General features: G+C 62.3%; 19 protein-coding genes. 10 read left to right on the top strand and 9 right to left on the bottom strand.

Annotated features, from left to right (window positions below; all coding sequences use genetic code 11):
• Nucleotides 1-16: 16 nt before the first annotated feature.
• From AC07UB_RS23005 to AC07UB_RS22995, 3 genes are all read right to left on the bottom strand, one after another.
• Nucleotides 17-1,231, bottom strand: coding sequence for an NADP-dependent isocitrate dehydrogenase (locus AC07UB_RS23005; RefSeq protein WP_492790156.1), 1,215 nt, complete (start codon nt 1,229-1,231; stop codon nt 17-19).
• 532 nt (nt 1,232-1,763) lie between these two features.
• Entirely contained in the window at nt 1,764-3,353 is a 1,590-nt protein-coding gene (locus tag AC07UB_RS23000) for an MFS transporter (RefSeq protein ID WP_494655059.1), read from the bottom strand.
• Nucleotides 3,340-4,509, bottom strand: coding sequence for an HlyD family secretion protein (locus AC07UB_RS22995; RefSeq protein WP_492790154.1), 1,170 nt, complete (start codon nt 4,507-4,509; stop codon nt 3,340-3,342). Before AC07UB_RS22995 ends, AC07UB_RS23000 begins: the two co-directional genes overlap by 14 nt.
• Nucleotides 4,510-4,697: 188 nt before the next feature.
• Between AC07UB_RS22995 and AC07UB_RS22990 the strand changes: the two genes are divergently transcribed.
• Both AC07UB_RS22990 and AC07UB_RS22985 read left to right on the top strand, forming a co-directional pair.
• The gene (locus tag AC07UB_RS22990; RefSeq protein ID WP_492790153.1) at nt 4,698-5,888 is read left to right on the top strand and encodes a TrmJ/YjtD family RNA methyltransferase; all 1,191 of its coding nucleotides are present in this window, start codon (nt 4,698-4,700) and stop codon (nt 5,886-5,888) included.
• Between the two features lie 110 nt (nt 5,889-5,998).
• Nucleotides 5,999-6,490: a GlcG/HbpS family heme-binding protein gene (locus tag AC07UB_RS22985; RefSeq protein WP_492790152.1), complete on the top strand. Its 492-nt coding sequence runs from the start codon at nt 5,999-6,001 to the stop codon at nt 6,488-6,490.
• Nucleotides 6,491-6,575: 85 nt separating this feature from the next.
• Here the strand turns inward: AC07UB_RS22985 and AC07UB_RS22980 are convergent, their stop codons facing one another.
• Nucleotides 6,576-6,893 (bottom strand): DUF1476 domain-containing protein, encoded by a 318-nt coding sequence (locus tag AC07UB_RS22980; RefSeq protein WP_492790151.1) that lies wholly within the window; start codon nt 6,891-6,893, stop codon nt 6,576-6,578.
• A 292-nt stretch (nt 6,894-7,185) separates the two neighbouring features.
• Between AC07UB_RS22980 and purC the strand changes: the two genes are divergently transcribed.
• Genes purC through purQ form a run of 3 tightly spaced genes read left to right on the top strand, consistent with a single transcriptional unit; the run spans nt 7,186 to nt 8,949 of the window.
• A complete protein-coding gene (gene purC, locus AC07UB_RS22975) occupies nt 7,186-7,953 on the top strand; it encodes a phosphoribosylaminoimidazolesuccinocarboxamide synthase (RefSeq protein ID WP_492790150.1) in 768 nt (255 codons plus the stop codon).
• Between the two features lie 5 nt (nt 7,954-7,958).
• Nucleotides 7,959-8,201 (top strand): phosphoribosylformylglycinamidine synthase subunit PurS, encoded by a 243-nt coding sequence (gene purS, locus AC07UB_RS22970; RefSeq protein WP_492790149.1) that lies wholly within the window; start codon nt 7,959-7,961, stop codon nt 8,199-8,201.
• Between the two features lie 49 nt (nt 8,202-8,250).
• Nucleotides 8,251-8,949: a phosphoribosylformylglycinamidine synthase subunit PurQ gene (gene purQ, locus AC07UB_RS22965; protein ID WP_492790148.1), complete on the top strand. Its 699-nt coding sequence runs from the start codon at nt 8,251-8,253 to the stop codon at nt 8,947-8,949.
• Nucleotides 8,950-9,037: 88 nt separating this feature from the next.
• Here purQ and AC07UB_RS22960 read toward each other — a convergent pair whose 3' ends face one another.
• Both AC07UB_RS22960 and AC07UB_RS22955 read right to left on the bottom strand, forming a co-directional pair.
• Nucleotides 9,038-10,387 carry a protoglobin domain-containing protein gene (locus AC07UB_RS22960; RefSeq protein WP_492790147.1) on the bottom strand — a complete coding sequence of 450 codons (1,350 nt, stop codon included), beginning with the start codon at nt 10,385-10,387 and terminating at the stop codon, nt 9,038-9,040.
• Between the two features lie 230 nt (nt 10,388-10,617).
• On the bottom strand, nt 10,618-11,079 hold the full coding sequence (locus tag AC07UB_RS22955; RefSeq protein WP_492790146.1) for a PaaI family thioesterase: 462 nt from the start codon (nt 11,077-11,079) through the stop codon (nt 10,618-10,620).
• A 238-nt stretch (nt 11,080-11,317) separates the two neighbouring features.
• On the opposite strand from AC07UB_RS22955, the gene purL reads away from it, so the two are divergent.
• Complete coding sequence (gene purL, locus AC07UB_RS22950) at nt 11,318-13,531, top strand: phosphoribosylformylglycinamidine synthase subunit PurL (protein WP_492790145.1); 2,214 nt, start codon at nt 11,318-11,320, stop codon at nt 13,529-13,531.
• Between the two features lie 42 nt (nt 13,532-13,573).
• On the opposite strand, the gene AC07UB_RS22945 is transcribed toward purL, so the two are convergent.
• Nucleotides 13,574-14,011, bottom strand: coding sequence for a DUF427 domain-containing protein (locus AC07UB_RS22945; RefSeq protein ID WP_492792655.1), 438 nt, complete (start codon nt 14,009-14,011; stop codon nt 13,574-13,576).
• Nucleotides 14,012-14,058: 47 nt separating this feature from the next.
• Here AC07UB_RS22945 and AC07UB_RS22940 point away from each other — a divergent pair, with 47 nt between their 5' ends.
• Together AC07UB_RS22940 and AC07UB_RS22935 are read left to right on the top strand one after the other, a co-directional pair.
• Nucleotides 14,059-14,295, top strand: coding sequence for a BolA family protein (locus tag AC07UB_RS22940; RefSeq protein ID WP_492790144.1), 237 nt, complete (start codon nt 14,059-14,061; stop codon nt 14,293-14,295).
• Nucleotides 14,296-14,316: 21 nt separating this feature from the next.
• Complete coding sequence (locus tag AC07UB_RS22935) at nt 14,317-15,501, top strand: low temperature requirement protein A (protein ID WP_492790143.1); 1,185 nt, start codon at nt 14,317-14,319, stop codon at nt 15,499-15,501.
• Between the two features lie 5 nt (nt 15,502-15,506).
• On the opposite strand, the gene egtD is transcribed toward AC07UB_RS22935, so the two are convergent.
• Entirely contained in the window at nt 15,507-16,484 is a 978-nt protein-coding gene (gene egtD / locus AC07UB_RS22930) for an L-histidine N(alpha)-methyltransferase (protein ID WP_492790142.1), read from the bottom strand.
• Between the two features lie 22 nt (nt 16,485-16,506).
• A complete protein-coding gene (egtB, locus tag AC07UB_RS22925; protein ID WP_492790141.1) occupies nt 16,507-17,802 on the bottom strand; it encodes an ergothioneine biosynthesis protein EgtB in 1,296 nt (431 codons plus the stop codon).
• Nucleotides 17,803-18,079: 277 nt separating this feature from the next.
• On the opposite strand from egtB, the gene grxD reads away from it, so the two are divergent.
• Together grxD and AC07UB_RS22915 are read left to right on the top strand one after the other, a co-directional pair.
• On the top strand, nt 18,080-18,415 hold the full coding sequence (grxD, locus tag AC07UB_RS22920) for a Grx4 family monothiol glutaredoxin (protein WP_492790140.1): 336 nt from the start codon (nt 18,080-18,082) through the stop codon (nt 18,413-18,415).
• Between the two features lie 136 nt (nt 18,416-18,551).
• On the top strand, nt 18,552-19,835 hold the full coding sequence (locus tag AC07UB_RS22915; protein WP_492790139.1) for a serine hydrolase domain-containing protein: 1,284 nt from the start codon (nt 18,552-18,554) through the stop codon (nt 19,833-19,835).
• The last annotated feature ends 11 nt before the right edge of the window (nt 19,836-19,846 follow it).

The raw sequence follows: 19,846 nt of genomic DNA, 5'->3' as shown, positions 1-19,846 counted from the left end.
TTGCGGTGAGGGTTGCTTACGCAGCCATCGCCTTGGTGAGGTTTTCCGCGACCTTGTCGAGGAAGCCGGTGGTCGAGAGCCAGCGCTGATCCGCGCCGACCAGCAGCGCGAGATCCTTGGTCATGAAGCCGGCTTCGACGGTCTCGACGCAGACCCTCTCCAGCGTGGCGGCGAACTTCGCCAGTTCCGCGTTGTTGTCGAGCTTGGCGCGATGGGACAGGCCGCGCGTCCAGGCGAAGATCGACGCGATCGAATTGGTCGAGGTTTCCTTGCCCTTCTGGTGCTCGCGGTAATGGCGCGTCACGGTGCCGTGGGCGGCTTCTGCTTCCATCACCTTGCCGTCCGGCGTGAGCAGCACCGAGGTCATGAGACCCAGCGAGCCGTAGCCCTGCGCGACGGTGTCGGACTGCACGTCGCCGTCGTAGTTCTTGCAGGCCCAGACGTAGCCGCCGGACCACTTCATCGCAGCCGCGACCATGTCGTCGATCAGGCGGTGCTCGTAGGTGATGCCCTTGGCGTCGAAGTCCTTCTTGAACTCGGTGTCGAACACTTCCTGGAAGATGTCCTTGAAGCGGCCGTCGTACTGCTTGAGGATCGTGTTCTTGGTCGACAGGTAGACCGGATAACCCTTGGCCAGACCGAGGTTCATCGAGGATCGGGCGAAATCGCGGATCGAATCGTCGAGATTGAACATGGCGAGGGTCACACCGGCGCTCGGCGCCTTGTAGACTTCGCGCTCGATCACCTTGCCGTCGTCGCCGGTGAATTTCAGGGTGATGGTGCCTGCGGTCGGGAATTTGAAGTCGGTCGCGCGATACTGGTCGCCGAAGGCATGGCGGCCGATGATGATCGGCTTGGTCCAGCCTGGGACCAGACGCGGCACGTTCTTGCAGATGATCGGCTCGCGGAACACGACGCCGCCCAGGATGTTGCGGATGGTGCCGTTCGGCGACTTCCACATTTCCTTGAGGCCGAATTCCTTCACCCGGGCTTCGTCAGGGGTAATGGTCGCGCACTTGACGCCGACGCCGTACTTCTTGATCGCGTTGGCGGAGTCGATGGTGACCTGATCGTTGGTCTTGTCGCGGTATTCCATCCCAAGGTCGAAATACATCAGTTCGATGTCAAGGAAGGGGTTGATCAGCTTGTCCTTGATGTACTGCCAGATGATCCGGGTCATCTCGTCGCCATCGAGTTCGACGACGGGGTTGGTCACCTTGATTTTTGCCATGGGGGATCGGGCCTTAATATTGGGGGCGGAAAGGGCGTGGAGAACCGCGACGGGTTCCGAACGAGCCTATAGCACCCGCCTTCGCGGGCTGGAAGGCAAGGCACCTGAGACTTTCTGGCATGCCGGGCGGGCCGCGTCCGCGTAAGCCGATCTGGAGCGATTCCACCCTCAACGCTGACGCCACAAGGCGCTTTTCCGCGCTCGGAAAACCGGGCAGTGCCGGAACATCGCGGCACTTCCGCCGGAGGCGTTTGAGGCGCCGTGGCGGTCGCCGCAGCTTGCACCTCGCGTTTTCCGCGAGATTCAAACCATTCGGTAACCCCGTTGATTTATAACGATAATTCCGGATAAATAGACGCCGACTTGAATCAGTCCCTTCGCGTCTTGATTCAATGTCTTCACGCCTTGAATCAAAACCTTCACAAGGTGATTCAAGATCGTCGGCGGTTGAATCAGAACCTTCAGACCTTGATTCAAGGCGTTCACCGCCCGGGTTCGGGGTGCCCGGATTTCTGGCCATGCCTGAAGGGCTTTATCGGCCTTTTGCGACCGGTGTGAAGGGCCCCGGCGGGGACCTGGTGATCAGGGCGGTGAAAAGCAGCGCAGCGATCGCGAAGCCGAAGGTCAGCCAGAAGGCGTCGATATAGGCGAGCACGTTTGCCTCGCGCTGGACAATGCCGGCGACGGTTCCGATGCTCCGCCCCGCGGCCGTTCCGGTGCCGTGACTGGCGAAATACCCCGACAATTTGGCGAGCAGGCGCTCCACCTGATCCGATGTGCTGGTGACGTGCAGCCCGAGCAGGTTGGAATGGACCTGTTCGCGCACCCGCAGCCAGGTCCCCATCAGCGCAATGCCGATCTCCGCGCCGCCGAGGCGCATGATCTGGATATAAGCGGCAAACGCCGTCGCCCGGGTCGGATCGGAATTGGAGAGCGCGATGATGACGATCGCGAACAGGGTGAATGCCTGACCGACCGATTGCAGCAGCACGATCGGAATGAAGTCGGCCAGCCGCCATGCGTGGGTGATTTGCGTTCCGAGCAGGGCAGCGGCGGCAAAGGTGGTCAGGCCGGTCAGCAACACGATCCGCACGTCGAATCGCCGCAGCAGCCAGACCGAGAGGGGAAACGTCACCGTCATCGGCAGGACGCCATAGACCAGAAGCAGGTTGCCGGTCTGTTCGGGCCGAAGCTGGCCTACCGTTGAGAGGAAATTCGGCACCAGCGACGAGTTGGAGAGGCCGGTCAGGGTGTAGAAAAAGATGACGACCAGAGCGAAGCCGATATTGCGCGAGAACAGCACATTGGCGTGCGCCCACGGTTCTTTCACCAAGGCCTCGTTGATGAAAAACGCCACCAGCAGAGCCACGCCGCAGGCGAGCAGCGCAACAACGGTTCCGGAGCTGAGCCAGTCCAGCCGGTTGCCCTGATCGAGGCCGGCATAGACCATGGCAATGCCGGTGCCGAGCAGCAACATGCCGCCCCAGTCCGCAGTTTCCAGCAGATCCCGGTTGACCGGATCACGGGCGGCACCGAAGAAAACGAGGATCGCCATCAACAATGCGATGATCGCATCCTGCCAGTACAGCCACTGCCAGCCGAGCTGATCGACATAGAAGCCGACCAGCGCCGGACCGAAGTTGAGCGAAAAGCCAACTCTCAGGGCATAGATGCCGATCGCCAGCAGCCACCATTGCATCGGCAGGTTGCGGAAAATGATCAACAGCGTGGCCGGCACGAAGGTGCCGAGCAGCAGGCCGTGCAGAATGGTGAGTGCAAGAAGTGTCTGGTATTCGCGGACAAACGGAAGAACGACCGAGATCACCGCGAAGACGAGGCTGGGGACACCGAGGATGCGGCGCAGGCCGAACACCGTGGCCAGCCACGCCACGGCGGGCGCGATGAAAATCTGCGACGCGGTCGACGCCGTGCTCAACCACGCCCCTTCGTCGTAACTGAGGGAAAAGGCGCCCTTGATGTCGGGCAGGCCGATCGAAAACATCCGGCTGTCGATGTTTGCCATCGACGAGCCGAGCAGCACGCCGATCACGGCAAGCAGCGGATAGTGAACAGCCTGGCCGACCGAGACCGGCCCGCTGGCGATGATTTTAGCGTCCGCCACCGGCGTTGGCTCCGGCGTTCGAGGGGGGGACAGTTCCTTCGGTGTCGATCCGCGTCACCGCCGACATGCCCGGTAGCAAACGGTCGAGCAGCGGCTGGCCCTTGTCGAATTCGATCCGCAGCGGAATCCGCTGCACGACCTTGGTGAAATTGCCGGTGGCGTTGTCGGGCGGCAGCAACGCGAACTGCGATCCGCTCGCGGGGGAAATGCGCGCGACGTGGCCGAGCAGCTTCTCGTCGGGGAAGGTATCGATCGTGATTTCTACCGGTTGTCCCGCCTTTACGCGGGTGAGTTGCGTCTCCTTGTAGTTCGCGATGACGTAGACATTCGGCAGCGGCACCACATTGAACAGGTTGCTGCCGATGTTGACGTAATCTCCCGGCTGAACCTGCCGCGCGCCCACCACGCCGTCGAACGGCGCCACAATCCGGGTATAGCCGAGCTTGAGGTGCGCAGCCTTCAGCGCCGCCTGAGCAGCAAGAATGTCGGCGGCGCGCTGCTTTTTCGTTCCGGCGAGAACTTCGAGCTGATGCCGCTGGGCAGCGATCGCCGCACGGCTGGCGCGGACATCCGCCTGCGCCTTGGCAAGCGCAGCGGTCGCCTGTTCCAGCCTCTGGCGGGTACCCGACGAACTTTCGGTCAGCGACCGCTGGCGCTCCAGTTCCTGCTGTGCCTCGACTTCGAGGGCTTCCGCGGAGGCGCGCTGCGCTTCGGACTGCGCAATGGTGGCGTACTGGAGCTCGACCTGATTGGCGAGATTGTCGAGGGCGGCCTGAGCGCCCGTCACCGCGGCTTCGGCCTGCGAAACCTGCGCTTCATAGTCCGCCGGATCGATCTCGACGAGCGGATCGCCCGCCTTGACGCGCTGGTAGTCGCTCGCGGCGACCTTGATCACTTCGCCGGCGACGCGGCTGCTGAGTTGTGTCGTCTCCGCGCGAACATAGGCATCGTTGGTGGTTTGAGTCCGGGTGCCACTGATCCATGCGTCCCAGCGCAGCGTCGCCAGCGTCACGAAAATCGCAGCGGCAACCACGCACGCGATCGGGATCGCCACCCGGCGCAGCATGGCGCTCACGGGCGAGCGCTCCGGAGGCGGGCCGGACGATGCAGGAGCCGCCTGCTGAGGAATGGGGCCGTCAGTATCTGTTTGAGCCATGGGTCACCCTCAATCACGCTACTCCAACCGGCGGCGAGAATTCAAAGCCGAACCTGCAATTTTCGGCATGGCCGTACTGCACTGTACTGTAAAGAATTTTGCCGGGCTTCCATCAGCCCTAAAAATGTCTTGACCTGTCCGGCGTCAACTGCGTTACGGCAGGACGCAACAAAAACCAAAGCAGAGTCATGACCGGTTCAGGCACCGACAAAACCAAGATGCGCAAGGATATGACCGGACCCGTGGTGATTCTGGTCGAGCCCCAGCTTGGCGAAAACATCGGCATGTGCGCGCGCGCCATGGGTAATTTCGGGCTGACGCGGCTGCGCCTCGTCAAGCCGCGTGACGGCTGGCCCAATATTCACGCCCAGCGGGCGGCGTCGGGCGCCGATCACATTCTGGAGCAGGTTCAGTTGTTCGACACGGTGGAAGCCGCCGTCGCCGATTGCTCGCTGCTGTTCGCGACCACCGCGCGGGCGCACGATCAGGCCAAGCCGGTGGTGGGTCCGGAGGAAGCCGCGCGGCAGACCGTTGTCGAGGTCGCCGGAGGCGGCACCGCCGGCATCCTGTTCGGCCGCGAGCGTTACGGGCTGGAGAACGACGAGGTGGCGTTGGCCAACCGGATCGTCACGTTTCCGGTCAATCCGGGCTTCGCCTCGCTGAACCTTGCCCAGGCGGTTCTGCTGATGGGCTACGAATGGTTCAAGCTCGTCACCGGAAATTCGCTGCCCTACGACATGCCGGAGCGTTCGGAGCGCGCCTCGAACCACCAGATGCAGGCGTTTTTCGACAATCTCGTGAACGAACTCGACAAGGTGGAATTCCTGCGGCCGCCTGAAAAGCGCGACGTCATGCTGGTGAACCTGCGCAACATCTTCACCCGGATGGAGCCCACCAAGCAGGACATGCATACGCTGCACGGTGTGGTCATGGCCATCGCTGAGGGCCGCAAAGGCCCTGCAAAAGGCGGGGTTCTCGACGGCGTCGAGGCGACACGGTTGCGCGCGCTGCTGGCCGAGCACAGCGACGGGCGTTCGCCGTCGGAAAGCGGCACGGTGAGGGGGCTCGCACGCCTGCTGCGGCGGAATCCGACCGATGCCGAACGGATTCTCTGGCAGGCGCTGATCACCGACCGGCGCTTCGCCTCGCAGTTCAAGCGGCAGACGCCGGTGGGGCGTCACATTCCGGATTTCGTGTCGTTCTCGAAGCGCATCGCCATCGAACTGGTCAACGCCAACGAGACCGAGGTGATCCAGCGCGACCGTGCCGCGCGGCGCGCGTGGCTCGAAGAGCGGGGGTATCGGGTCCACTTCGTCAACGCGGCGGATGTCGAGGCCGACCTCGACGCTCAGCTCGACCGGCTGGCCGCCGAGGCGTAGCTCTTTCGCTTCTGCAATATCGAATCTTGTTCTGCGGTGGGATTAAAGCGCGATAGGAAGGGTTGCTTACGAAGGCGCAAACTAAAAATCCGCCACAGGGAGGCTTCCAGATGCGTTTACTTAGTCTTGCGGCATTGACGACTGCTGCAATCGTTATCTCCGGTCCGGCCCGCGCTCAGGCGCCGCAGGTCGAGAAGAATGTGTCGATGGCAATGGCGATCGCCATCATCCAGGGCACCATCGAGCAGTGCACGAAGGACGGTTACAAGGTCTCGGTCACGGTGGTGGACAAGGCCGGCAACGTCGCGGCGCAGATTCGCGGTGACGGCACCAACCCCCACACCATGGAGTTCAGCCGTCTGAAGGCCTACACCTCGCGCACGCGCGGCATAACCTCGCTTGAATTCCAGAAGCAGACCGAGAAGCCTGAAGCCGCCTCCCTGAGGCAGATTCCAGGTGTGGTCGCGGCGGGTGGCGCGGCCCCGATCAAGGTCGGCAATGAGGTGATCGGCGCGGTGGGCGCCTCGGGCGCGCCCGGCGGCGACAAGGACGAGGTTTGCGTCCTCGCCGGGATCGCCAAGGTTCAGGACGCGCTGAAGTAAGGCGCGCGCTGAACTCACGCTTCCGAATATCAAAAACGCCGCGCGATCGGACTCGCGCGGCGTTTTTCGGTTCAATGCGGCGGGATTACTGGCCGGCCTTGATCTGTGCGACGGCGGTGGCGACCAGTTCGTCCATTTTCTTGCGGACATCGGCCTCGCTCACGCCCTTGCCCTCGAGATCCTTCGTGACCTTGCGCAGCACATCGCTGTCGCCGGCTTCCTCGAAATCGGCCGAAACTACCTCTTTTGCGTAGGCGGCGGCATCGTCGCCGGTCTTGCCCAGCTTTTCGGCGGCCCACAGGCCGAGCAGCTTGTTCCGGCGGGCTTCCGCCTTGAACTTCAGTTCCTCGTCGAGGGCGAACTTCTTCTCAAAGCCTTCCTGGCGCTTGTCAAAAGACGACATATATCTGTTCCATAAGCTGAATTTGATGGCGCCGGACCCGGCTGCGGAGCCCATTGCATATAGCTTTCAAAGGCTGAAAGGCAACGGTTGAGAGGTCGCAGTGGGGCGGCCAAACAGGCCGGTAAAACGCCTCTCCTTGCGTTGTATCGGCGGGATCAATCGGTTAGGTTGCCGATGAGTCCGGTTCGCGGTTTGTTTCACGATTCCGGGCTTCACGGCAGCTCCGCCGTGGGTCGCGTAAATCACCCGGAGCACCCCTTTCATGGACTTCAACAACACACGGTACATCCCTATGAGCCGTCGGCGTCGCATTTACGAAGGCAAGGGCAAGACCCTTTACGAAGGGCCGGAGCCTGGCACCCTGATTCAGCATTTCAAGGACGACGCCACCGCGTTCAATGCCAAGAAACACCAGATTATTGAGGGCAAGGGCGTCCTCAACAACCGGATTTCGGAATACATCTTCCAGCATCTGAACGACATCGGCGTGCCGACCCATTTCATCAAGCGGCTCAACATGCGCGAGCAGTTGATCCGTGAGGTCGAGATCGTGCCGCTTGAAGTCGTGGTGCGGAACGTCGCCGCAGGCTCGCTGTCGCAGCGCCTCGGCATCGAGGAAGGCACGCAACTGCCGCGCTCGATCATCGAATTCTATTACAAGAACGACCAGCTCGGCGACCCGATGGTGTCCGAAGAGCACATCACCGCGTTCGGCTGGGCCACCCCGCAGGAGATCGACGACATGATGGCGCTGGCCATTCGCGTCAACGACTTCTTGACCGGACTGTTTCTTGGCGTCGGCATCCGTCTTGTGGATTTCAAGATGGAATGCGGCCGGCTGTTCGAGAACGACATGATGCGCATCATCGTCGCCGACGAAATCTCGCCGGACTCGTGCCGGCTGTGGGACATCAAGTCGAACGAGAAGATGGACAAGGACCGCTTCCGCCGCGATCTCGGCGGCCTCGTGGAGGCTTACACTGAAGTCGCCAAGCGCCTCGGCATCCTGATCGAGAACGACCGTCCCGCGGGCTCCGGCCCGGTGCTGGTGAAGAGCTGAATTCGATGAAGGCGCGCGTCACCGTCACATTGAAGAACGGCATTCTCGATCCGCAGGGCAAGGCCATCGAAGGGGCGCTCAAATCGCTCGGCGTCGATGGCATCACCAGCGTGCGGCAGGGCAAGGTCTTCGACATCGAACTGGCCGGCGCGGACAAGGCCAAGGCTGAAGCCGCGCTGAAAGCCGCTGCCGACAAGCTGCTGGCGAACACGGTGATCGAGAACTACCGCGTCGAGGTTCTCGGGTAGTTTTCGGTAGCTTTCCTCGGCACTTTATCTTGGCTAAGGCGCACGATCGATGAAATCAGCGGTCCTCGTTTTCCCCGGCATCAATCGCGAGCGCGACATGGCGCGGGCGCTCAAGCTCGCGTCCGGCAACGACACCGCCATGGTATGGCACGCCGAAACGTCATTGCCGAAGGGCACCGATCTGGTCGTGGTACCGGGCGGATTTTCCTACGGCGACTACTTGCGCTGCGGGGCGATTGCCGCGCGCGCACCGGTGATGGATGCGGTCCGTGCCCATGCCGCTGCCGGCGGCCTGGTGATGGGCGTCTGCAACGGCTTCCAGATCCTCTGCGAGTCGGGCCTGCTGCCCGGCGTGCTGATGCGCAATGCGCAGCTCAAATTCATCTGCCGCGACGTGCATTTGCGCGTCGAGCGTTCCGATACGCCGTTCACGCGTGGCTATAATGCCGGGCAGGTGATCCGCGTGCCGGTGGCGCACGGCGAGGGCAACTACGCCGCCGACGAGGACACCATCCGCCGTCTCGAAGGCGAGGGCCGGGTGCTTTATCGCTATTGCAGCGCTTCGGGCGAAATCGGCGACACCCACAACATCAACGGCGCGGCAGCGTCCATCGCCGGCATTGTCAGCGACAAGGGCAACGTGCTCGGCATGATGCCGCATCCGGAAAATCACGTCGAAGACATCATGGGCTGCACCGACGGCCGCGGATTGTTCGCGGGTTTGGTGGAGCATCTGAAGGCGGCCTGACAACCGCGCCGCCTCGCTTCTTCTTTTTCAGTGATCAATATCGCGGCCCTTGTCAGGGCCGCGATATTTTTGGGCCACGATATTTGCGTCAGGCGCTTCGCAGTGTCTTGAGGAAGCTGTCGACTTGGGCCCGCAATTGCTGGTTCTCGGACGTCAGCGCGGTCGCTGAGGAATGCACCTCTGCCGCGGCGTGGCCGGTGTCTTCCGCGCCCTTGTTCACCTGAACGATGCTGGCGGCCACCTCAGTTGACCCGGCCGCCGCCATCTGGATATTGCTTGTCACTTCCCGCGTCGCCGCGTTCTGCTGATCGACGGCCTCGAAAATCGCACCTGCGATTTGCGAGATGGAGCCGATCGTGCTGCTGATCTCGGCAATCGCTGAGACGGTCGCGGTCGTCGATGCCTGCATCTCGACGATCTGCGTGCCGATTTCGCCGGTCGCCTTCGCGGTTTGCGATGCGAGCGCCTTGACCTCCTGAGCAACGACGGCAAACCCCTTGCCGGCTTCGCCTGCGCGGGCCGCCTCGATGGTGGCGTTGAGGGCGAGCAGGTTTGTCTGATCCGCGATGGCGTTGATCATCTTGATGACGTTGCCGATACGGTCGGCGGCTTCGCTGAGGCCCGCCATCCGGCCGCTGGCGCTTTCGGCCTGCTGGACGGCGTGTTTCGCGATGCTCAGGGATTCTTCGACCTGCCTTGAAATCTCGGATACCGACGCGCCCATTTCTTCCGCGCCGGCCGCCACGGACTGCACGCTGGCGGATGCTTTCTCGGAGGCGGACGCGACTGACGTCGAGAGAAGCCGGGTTTGCTCGGCGGTGGATTTCAACGCATTGGCGGCGGCGTTGAGGCTGCTGGTGGTTGTTCCGACGCGCGCGACGATCTGGGCGATGGACTGGTCGAACTGACCGGCGAGGCGGTGCATGACCTCACGCTTCTCGCGTTTGCCGGCATCGAGATAGACCGATACGGCGAAATCCATGTCGAGCAGCGCGGCGGCGACGATGGCGTCGATGATCGCAGCTTTCTTTTCGTAAAAGGCGCGCCCGGCGAAACGCGTGGTCATGCCGGTTTCGATCGCCGCAGTCAGTCCGCTGATAATCTGCTTGTAACCGCCGATATACCAGTGCGGTTCGAGCCCGAGACGATGGTGGGTTTCGCCGATCCGCGTCACCGAGCGGACGTAGTCGTCGTCGAATTTCGCGGACAGGATCATGTCCCAGTGGACGAGTTGCGCCGCCTGGGCATGGCTGGCGATTTCCGGACGCGGAAACATCCTTTGAACGTCGGGAAACGTTGCGATGGTCCGATAGAATTTTTCGAGAATGGCGGGAAGCGCCGCCATGGCCATCGGGCGAATCTCGCGCAGCAGGGTGCGCGCAGCGTCGTTGATTCCAATAAAGGCCATGCGGCCAGCGAGGGTTTCAGATGGGTTCATGAGGTTTGGACCTGACACAAGGCGTGGCGGCGCACTTACCGCATGTTGGCGCAGGCAGTCGATGACGCTGTCCGATGGATGGGGATGATCCGGCGCGTTCAAGGCGCGCTGACTACCGGATGCTATGGCGGTTTGGTTAATACTGTCTGAATACCGTTCGGTACGGTGTCGTTTCGACAGTCTTTTCAAGGAGGTGCGTTCAGGGCGGTGCTGTGGAGCGAGGAGTTGCCTTACGCCTTCTTCTTCATCCGCTTGATCGTCCCCGAAAACGTGAACAGCGGCCTGTCGCCGGTAACCAGCGTGCCGCGCAGGAAGATCAGCGAGCCGCCCGCGCGCGTGACGCCGCCGATCGCCTCGATCAGGTCGCCTTCTTTCGCCGCATCGAGAAACTCGCAGGCGAACGACACCGTGACGGCAGGCGCCTGAAGCTCGTGCACGGCGAAGGCGAACAGGCAGTAATCCGCGAACGTCATGTAGCAGCCGCCGTGAACATTGCGCATGCCGTTGAGGTGCTTGTTCTCCACCCGGAACGCGCAGCGGACCGTGCCGTCGTCCTCGATCTTGTGCCAGAACGGGCCGTTGTTGGATTCGAAGCTGTCGCGCCTCCAGGTTCGCCAGCCGGCGAACTCGCCCTCGGTGGCGATGTGCAGGTCCGGGCGGGGGCGGCCGATCTGAGGGGGCGAGACGTTCACGGTGCGACTGTCCTGAGGCTGGGATGCCGATAACGGCTGGTTTCTGAGGGTGTCTTAGAGGCGCCGGGGCCCTGCGGCAACCGGGGCTTTTTTAGCCGGGATTTCTGCCTATCTGATGCTTGCCGCAGACCGGGCTGCCGTGCACAAAGAAGCCCGGAATCACGCCTATTCCGCCTTGTCCCATCCTCCGGCCCGCCCGGTGGAAGTAGCTGCATTTGAGCCCCGGAGCGACGTCGCCTTGACGATCAGGAACGAACCCCAGATCACCCCCGACCTCGTCGCCAGCCACGGCCTCAAGCCCGACGAATACGAGCGCATCCTGAAGCTGATCGGGCGCGTCCCGACCTTCACGGAACTCGGCATCTTCTCGGCGATGTGGAACGAGCATTGCTCGTACAAATCCTCGCGGCTCCATCTGCGCGGCCTGCCGACCAAGGCGCCGTGGGTCATTCAGGGGCCTGGCGAGAATGCGGGCGTCATCGACATCGGCGACGGGCTCGCCGTGGTCTTCAAGATGGAGAGCCACAACCACCCGAGCTACATCGAACCGTATCAGGGCGCGACCACCGGCGTCGGTGGCATCTTGCGCGACGTGTTCACCATGGGCGCGCGGCCGATCGCGTGTCTCAATGCGATTTCGTTCGGTTCGCCCGATCATCCGCGCACGCGGCATCTGGTGTCAGGTGTGGTCGCCGGCATCGGCGGCTACGGCAACTCGTTCGGCGTGCCGACGGTCGGCGGCCAGACGCGTTTCCACACGCGCTATGACGGCAACATCCTCGTCAACGCGATGGCCGTGGGCCTCGCCGAGACCGACAAGATTTTCTATGCGGCGGCGTCCGGCGTGAACATGCCAATTGTCTATCTCGGCTCCAAAACGGGCCGCGACGGCATTCACGGCGCCACCATGGCGTCCGCCGAATTCGACGACGACTCAGCGGAGAAACGCCCGACCGTGCAGGTCGGCGATCCGTTCGCGGAAAAGCTGCTGCTGGAAGCCTGCCTCGAAATCATGGAAGCGGATTGCGTCGTTGCCATTCAGGACATGGGTGCTGCGGGCCTCACGTGCTCCGCGGTTGAGATGGGCGCGAAGGGCGATCTTGGCGTCGAGCTTGATCTGAACAGCGTGCCGACGCGCGAAGCCGGCATGAGCGCCTACGAAATGATGCTGTCGGAATCCCAAGAGCGAATGCTCATGGTGCTGAAGCCCGAGAAGGAAAAGCAGGCCGAAGCGATCTTCAAAAAGTGGGGGCTGGATTTCGCGATCGTCGGTTACACCACGCCGACGCAGCGTTTCGTCGTCAAGCACGGCGGCGACGTGATGGTGGATCTGCCGATCAAGGAACTGGAGTCGGAAGCGCCGCTCTATGACCGGCCGCATGTGCCGTCACCACAGCTTCCCGTGATCCATGCGCGCGACGTGACGCCGCCGCTGTCGATTTCCGACGCCCTGTCGAAACTGATCGCGACGCCTGAACTCTGCTCGAAACGCTGGGTGTGGGAACAGTACGATCACGTCATCGGTGGCAATACGCTGCAACGCCCCGGCGGCGATGCGGCGGTGGTGCGCGTACAGGACGGGCCGAAGGGCCTCGCGCTGACCTGCGATGTCACCCCGCGCTATTGCGAGGCGGACCCGTTCGAAGGCGGCAAACAGGCGGTGGCGGAAGCCTGGCGCAACATCACGGCGGTGGGCGGACGTCCACTCGCCATCACCGACAATCTGAATTTCGGCAACCCTGAACGCCCCGAGATCATGGGCCAGTTCGTCGGCTGCCTGAAGGGCATCGCGGCGGCGTGTACCGCGCTGGATTTCCCGGTCGTGTCCGGCAACGTCTCGCTCTACAACGAGACCAACGGCCGCGGCATTCTGCCGACACCGTCAATCGGCGGCGTCGGACTGCTGGACGATTTCACCAAATCAGCGACGCTGGCGTTCAAGGCCGAGAACGAGGCGATCCTGCTCATCGGTGACACGCAGGGCTGGCTCGGCCAGTCGGTTTATCTGCGCGATATTTGCGGTCGCGAAGAGGGCGCGCCGCCGCCTGTCGATCTCGATCACGAAAAGCGCAACGGCGACGTGGTGCGCGGTATGATCAAGGGCGGCACAGCGAGCGCGGTGCATGACGTCTCCGACGGCGGTCTCCTGGTTGCGCTGACCGAGATGGCGATGGCGAGCGGCATCGGGGCTATTCTGGATGCGCCGCCCGAGGAGATCGTTTCGCACGCCTGGTGGTTCGGCGAGGATCAGGCCCGCTATGTCATTACCGTGCAGGAAGAGCATCTGCTGCCGGTCCTGAGCAAGCTCAAGGCCGTGGGTGTGCCGTGCCATGTGATCGGCAAGACCGGCGGGCACGACATTGCCGTGGAAGGCGAGACGCCGGTTTCGGTCGCCTCGCTCAAGGCTGGCTTCGAGGGCTGGCTGCCGGGTTATATGGCGGGCAAGGGCTGAGCTTTAAAAAAGTCCTGAGTCTTTTGAAGCTCTGCGCTTCGCTCAGATCTCCTCGATTGTCACCTTGTCGGGATAGAACGCCAGATGTCCGGCGATCTCCTTCACGGAGTCGTAAGGCGTCTCGTAGGTCCAGACCGCGCTCTCCAGCGTCTTGCTGCCGGACACGATGCTGAATAATTCGCGTCGCCTTTGTAAGACAGCAGGTGCTGTGGTCGGTCCGCTTGAGTTTGGCCGGGTCGGTGTCCTCGCGAGGAGCATACTGCACCGCCGGATAGCTGCCTCTTTCAGGGGCAGCGCGCGGGTGGTTTCAGCGATGATCTCGCCGCCGACGCGGACCCGTTCGGGTTCGGGGCAATGGTGATCGGGCCGGGAATTTTCATCCGAACGTTTATGGGCAAATCTCCTGTGGGGGCCAATATAGGAACGATCCGGCACAATGCTTGCGTGACGCCGCGGCTTGCAGGGGCTAGAATCAGTCATATTTTCGTGCATTGCCTTGGCCGGGCACAGATCAGGAGACTTCAGGAATGCCAATGGACGCGCGGGACATCGAAACGATGATCAAGGCTGCGTTGCCCGACGCGAAGGTGGAAATCCGCGACCTCGCGGGCGACGGCGACCACTACGCGGCGACTGTGATCTCGGAGTCATTTCGCGGCAAGTCGCGGGTGCAGCAGCACCAGATCGTCTATCAGTCGCTGAAGGGGCAGATGGGCGGCGTGCTTCATGCTCTGGCGCTCCAGACGGGCGTGCCAGACGCCTGATCGGGCGAAGCGGGGGCTACCGTGTCAAACGACGGAACATTGCTGCGGGGACGCGCGGCGCACGACCATCATCACCGCGTGACCTACGTCGAACTGTTCTTCGACCTCGTCTTCGTTTTTGCCATCACACAAATTTCTCACACGCTGCTGGCGCATTTCACGCCGCTCGGTGTGCTGCAAACCACCATCCTGTTTCTTGCGGTGTGGTGGGTGTGGATCTTCACCTCGTGGATCACCAACTGGCTGGATCCGGAGCAGACGCCGGTCCGCGTCATGCTTTTCGGGCTGATGATCGCCGGGTTGCTGCTGTCCACCTCGATTCCCAAGGCTTTCGAGAGCAGGGGTCTGGCGTTCGCGCTGGCCTTTGTCGCCATGCAGGTGGGCCGGTCGTTCTTCACATTCCTGTCGATCCCGAAATCGCAACCCGGCTGGCGCAATAATCTGCTGCGCATCACCTGCTGGCTGACGTGCAGCGGCGTGTTCTGGATCGCGGGCGCGTTCGCGGACGGACAGGCGCGGCTGATTATGTGGATCGTTGCGGTTGCGATCGAGTATTGCGGGCCGCTGACGCGGTTCTGGTTTCCCGGTCTCGGCGCGACGCCGCTTGCGGACTGGGAGGTCGAAGGCGGCCACATGGCGGAGCGCTGCGCGCTGTTCATTATCATCGCGCTCGGCGAATCCATCGTCGTGACCGGCGCGACCTTCGCGGCAACGGCATGGACCGCGACGACGATCACGGCGTTTGTCGTGGCGCTCGTCGGCAGCATTGCGATGTGGTGGGTCTATTTCCACATCGGCGCGGAGGCGGGGGCCAAACACATCTCGCACTCGGAAGACACCGGTCGTTTCGCGCGGCTCGCCTACACCTATCTGCACCTGCCGATCGTCGCCGGCATCGTGGTCACGGCTGTGGGTGACGAGTTGCTGCTGGCGCATCCCGACGGTCACTCAGACCTCAAGGCGATCCTCAGCATGATCGGCGGGCCGTTGCTGTTCCTGATCGGAACCATATTGTTCAAGCGCAGCATCCGCGGCATCTTTCAGCTCTCGCACCTTGTCGGCATCGGTCTGCTGATCGTGCTGATTCCGTTAGCGCACAGTCTGTCGCCATTGGCTCTGTCGGCGACCACGACGGTCATCATGCTGATTGTCGCGGCGTGGGAGGCGATCTCGCTCGGCACGCGCGAGGCGTCGGCGAAAGCCTGACGCCGTCAGTCGAAATCGGGCTCCGCCACCAGCGCGTGAACCGAGAACATTTCGTCGGGATCGGTCCATGAAGCCCGCGGCGTCCATCCCGAGCCGCGCGCCAGCGCCGTGAAACGCCCGATGCTGTATTTGTAGCTGCTCTCGGTGTGGATCGTCTCGCCGGCGCGGAATGTTGCCGCATGGCCCAGCACGCGCGCGGTCTGCGCCTTGCGGCTGATGAGATGCATTTCGATGCGATGGCGTTCGCGGTTGTAGATAGCCCGGTGCTTGAACCCGGACAGATCGAAATTGCCGCCGAGTTCGCGGTTGATCCGCACCAGCACATTGAGATTGAAGTCGCCGGTGACGCCCGCCGCGTCGTTATAAGCGTCGTGCAGTACGCGCTCGTCCTTTTCCAGGTCGACGCCGACGATCAGCGTTGCGCCGTCGCCGAGAATGGCGCGCGCGCTGCGCAGGAAGGCAGAAGCTTCGTGCGGATCGAAATTGCCGATGGTCGATCCCGGAAAGAATCCGACTTTGGGCATGTCCCTGATTTCTGCCGGTAGCTCAAACGGCGCGGTGAAATCCGCCGTCACCGGATAGACGGCGAGGTCCGGAAAATCCTCGCGCAGGGCACTCGCCTGTCCGTTGAGAAAATCGCCCGAAATATCGACAGGAACGTAAGCCTTGAAAGCGCACTGCTTCAGCAAGAGCCGCACCTTGGTCGTGGCGCCTGCTCCAAATTCAATCAGCGCGGCATTCTTCGGAATGGCTGCTGCGATCTCCGCGCCGCGGTCGCGCAGGATGCGCAGCTCGGTGCGGGTCGGATAGTATTCCGGCAGCAGCGTGATCTGTTCAAACAGTTTTGAGCCCGTCTCGTCATAGAAATATTTCGGCGACAGCCGCTTGGGCTGTTGCGACAGTCCCGCAATCACGTCCTGTGCGAAGGTGCAGTCCTTCGGGTCGATGGAATCGCGGGCCAGCGCAGTCATATGCACATTCATGACGATCTCGTGTGTTCGGAGGTCAGACGGTGTAATCGGCGAGGCGAAGCCCCGTAAATTGCCAGCGATGGTACGGGTAAAAGAAATTCCTGTAAGTGATACGGCTGTGGCCGTCCGGAGTTGCAAGCGACGAGCCGCGCAACACAAGCTGGTTGACCATGAACTTGCCGTTGTATTCGCCGAGCGCGCCTTCGATGGCGCGATAACCGGGGTAGGGGGAATATGAACTGCGGGTCCACTGCCAGACGATGCCGAACGCGTCGTTGAGATGTCCGGCGCGGGCGGCCACTTCCCATTCCATTTCGGTCGGTAGGTGTTTGCCGCTCCAGCGCGCGAACGCGTCGGCCTCGTAGTAGCTGACGTGAGACACGGCCGCCGACGAATCCACCGGCTGCAATCCGCCGAGCGTCATGATGTGCCACTGGCCATCAATGTTGCGCCAATGGCCGGGCGCCTGCCATTGCTCTTCGCTCGCCTTCGCGAAACCGTCCATCAGCCAGAGCGTCGGCGTCGTATAGCCGCCGTCTTTCATGAAGGCGAGCCATTCGCCATTCGTGACGAGATTGCGCGCGAGCTTCACGGGGCCAATCAGCGCGCGGTGCGCGGGCTTCTCGTTGTCGAAATGAAACGAGGAGTCCGGATGGCCGATGGTGTGAATGCCTTCCATCAAGGTGACCCAGTTCTCGCCGGCGCGGGTCGAAGCGGGAAACGTCCAGGCCGGATCATAGGCGGGAGGAATCGGGTTCTGGGCAAAGGCGTGCAGGATGTCGGTCAGCATCAATTCCTGATGCTGCTGCTCGTGGTTGAGGCCGACCTCGATCAGGGGCTCCAGCTTCGCAAGTGTCTTCTCGTCCGCGCTGTCGAAAAATGCCGCGACGGCGGCATCGACGTGCTTGCGGTAGGCCGTCACCTCTTCCGCGCCGGGGCGGGTGAGGTGGCCGCGCTGGGCCCGGGCGTGGCGGGGACCGGCGCTGACGTAATAGGAATTGAAGATGTAGGCGTAGTCCGGATGATAGGGCGTGTAACCGGGGCTGTGCTCGCCGAGCAGGAATTGCTCCCAGAACCACGTCACATGGGCGCGGTGCCATTTGGCGGGACTGGCGTCCGGCATCGACTGGACAAGCTGGTCCTCCGGCGACAGAGGCGCGGCCCGCCGCTCGGTTTCGTCCCGTACCGCGCGATAGGCGGCCAGCAGCCGCTGCGCCAGTTCATCACGAGATTCTTGGCGGGATTCATGGCCGGAATCGGCCTGAAATGCGGAGGAAGTCGTGACGTTAAAGCCGGGCTGGGCGTTTGGCTGGGATGCTGGTTTCGTCACGAGAATCTCCGGTTCAGGAGAGAACGATGCTTCTCCGGATCGGTTCCGAAGAACAGATGCCTCTACATGGGTCCCCGGGTTCAAATTAAAAGGCTTCGGTGGCCATGAAATGGGGCTAAGCATGGCAGGTCCGCAGGGCCTGTTCGGGGGATGGCATGGCATCCCCGCTGCAATTTGATTGGGCTGTAAAGCGGTTTCGGGCTACATATATGAACGGAAGCGGCGGCCGGTGACATCCCTGGCCCCGCCGCAGGGCAGAGTCACCAAGGACGCGATTATGAGCATCGACCAATTTATCGACAACGAAGTGAAGTCCAACGACGTCGTGCTGTTCATGAAGGGCACGCCGCAGTTTCCGCAGTGCGGATTCTCGGGCCAGGTGGTCCAGATTCTCGATCACGTCGGCGTCGCCTACAAGGGCCTGAACGTGCTCGAATCGGGCGAGCTGCGCGACGGCATCAAGACCTATTCGAACTGGCCGACCATTCCGCAGCTCTACGTCAAGGGCGAGTTCGTCGGCGGTTGCGACATCATCCGCGAGATGTTCCAGGCCGGTGAATTGCAGCAGTTGCTCGCCGACAAGGGCGTCGCGGTTCAGCAGCCGGTTGGCTGATTGACTTGCATTTACGGGACGGCAGCCTCGCGCGCCGTCTCGCTTGTGCAGCGGCCTTTCTGACCGATACATTCCTCCCAAGCCCGGACGCAAACGATCCGGGCGTTTGTCTGAACAGGACTTGGGAGGTTTTTGTATGCTCGTATTCCGCCACATCAAGGCGCCGCTGTTTGCCGCTCTGACGCTCGTCGCTGCAAGCGGCGCATTCGCCGAGAGCGTCGTCCGGACAAGTCCCGCCGAGGCAGGCCTGTCGCCCGCAGGGCTCGCGCGGATCGGCGCTTACATCAAGAACGAAATCGCCACCAACAAGATCCCAGGCGCTGTGATGCTGATCCAGCGCCACGGCAAGGTCGCGTATTACGAGACCTTCGGCGTGCGCGATCCCGCCACCAAGGCGCCGATGACGGCGAACACGATTTTCCGCATCTATTCGATGTCGAAGCCGATCACGACGGTTGCCGCCATGATGCTGGTCGAGGAGGGCAAACTGCAACTCGACGACGCGGTCGCGAAATTCATTCCGGCGTTCAAGGACGTGAAGGTCGGCGTCGAGAAGAAGGGCGACGACGGCAACATGACGCTCGATCTCGTCGCGCCGCGCCGCCCGATGACGGTGCAGGACCTGATGCGACACACGTCCGGCATCACCTACGGCTTCTTCGGCGAAGGCCTCGTCAAGAAAGCCTATGTCGATGCCAAGATATTTTCGGAAGATGTCGACAACGCGGGTTTCGCCGATCGCATCGCGAAGCTGCCGCTGGCCTACCAGCCCGGATCGACATGGGATTACAGTCACTCGACCGACATTCTCGGCCGCGTGGTCGAAGTCGTGTCCGGCAAGTCGCTGTATCAGTTCGAGAAGGAACGCATCCTCGATCCGCTCGGCATGAAGGACACCAGCTTCTATGTCACTGACAAGGCGAAGCAGCCATTGATCGCCGAGCCGTTCCCCAACGACCGCAAGATCGGCAATGACGCCGAGATGAACGACCCGCGGATCGCGCGCAAATGGGAATCCGGCGGCGGCGGAATGGTCTCGACCATTGGCGACTACGCTCGCTTCGCGCGGATGATCGCGAACGGCGGCACGCTGGATGGCAAGCGGTATCTGAGCCCCAAGACCGTTGCCTATATGGGATCGAACCATATCGGTCCGGCGTCAGGCGTTGTGAACGGTCCTTATTATCTGCCGGGACCGGGCTTCGGGTTCGGCCTCGGATTTGCGGTGCGGACCGAGCCGGGAGTCAGCGTCATGGAGGGCAGCGTCGGCGAGATGAACTGGTCCGGCGCGGGCGGGACTACTTTCTGGATGGATCCGAAGGAAGACATGTTCGTGGTGTTCATGTCACAGACCGTGCAGCATCGCGGACGTCACCGCATCGCGCTGAAGAACATGGTCTACGGCGCGTTCGAGAAATAGCCGTTCGCGCG

It is taken from the genome of Afipia sp. GW821-FHT04G03 (assembly GCF_059419985.1).
The sequence above is the reverse complement of the archived record's forward strand: the minus strand, read 5'-3'. Positions and strand labels throughout refer to the sequence as shown.

Coding starts and splice junctions, on each gene's coding strand:
- AC07UB_RS23005 (WP_492790156.1), bottom strand. CDS start 1,231: ATGGCAAAAATCAAGGTGACCAACCCCGTCGTCGAACTCGATGGCGAC.
- AC07UB_RS22995 (WP_492790154.1), bottom strand. CDS start 4,509: ATGGCTCAAACAGATACTGACGGCCCCATTCCTCAGCAGGCGGCTCCT.
- AC07UB_RS22990 (WP_492790153.1), top strand. CDS start 4,698: ATGACCGGTTCAGGCACCGACAAAACCAAGATGCGCAAGGATATGACC.
- AC07UB_RS22985 (WP_492790152.1), top strand. CDS start 5,999: ATGCGTTTACTTAGTCTTGCGGCATTGACGACTGCTGCAATCGTTATC.
- AC07UB_RS22980 (WP_492790151.1), bottom strand. CDS start 6,893: ATGTCGTCTTTTGACAAGCGCCAGGAAGGCTTTGAGAAGAAGTTCGCC.
- purC (WP_492790150.1), top strand. CDS start 7,186: ATGAGCCGTCGGCGTCGCATTTACGAAGGCAAGGGCAAGACCCTTTAC.
- purS (WP_492790149.1), top strand. CDS start 7,959: ATGAAGGCGCGCGTCACCGTCACATTGAAGAACGGCATTCTCGATCCG.
- purQ (WP_492790148.1), top strand. CDS start 8,251: ATGAAATCAGCGGTCCTCGTTTTCCCCGGCATCAATCGCGAGCGCGAC.
- AC07UB_RS22960 (WP_492790147.1), bottom strand. CDS start 10,387: ATGAACCCATCTGAAACCCTCGCTGGCCGCATGGCCTTTATTGGAATC.
- AC07UB_RS22945 (WP_492792655.1), bottom strand. CDS start 14,011: ATGACTGATTCTAGCCCCTGCAAGCCGCGGCGTCACGCAAGCATTGTG.
- AC07UB_RS22940 (WP_492790144.1), top strand. CDS start 14,059: ATGCCAATGGACGCGCGGGACATCGAAACGATGATCAAGGCTGCGTTG.
- egtD (WP_492790142.1), bottom strand. CDS start 16,484: ATGAATGTGCATATGACTGCGCTGGCCCGCGATTCCATCGACCCGAAG.
- grxD (WP_492790140.1), top strand. CDS start 18,080: ATGAGCATCGACCAATTTATCGACAACGAAGTGAAGTCCAACGACGTC.
- AC07UB_RS22915 (WP_492790139.1), top strand. CDS start 18,552: ATGCTCGTATTCCGCCACATCAAGGCGCCGCTGTTTGCCGCTCTGACG.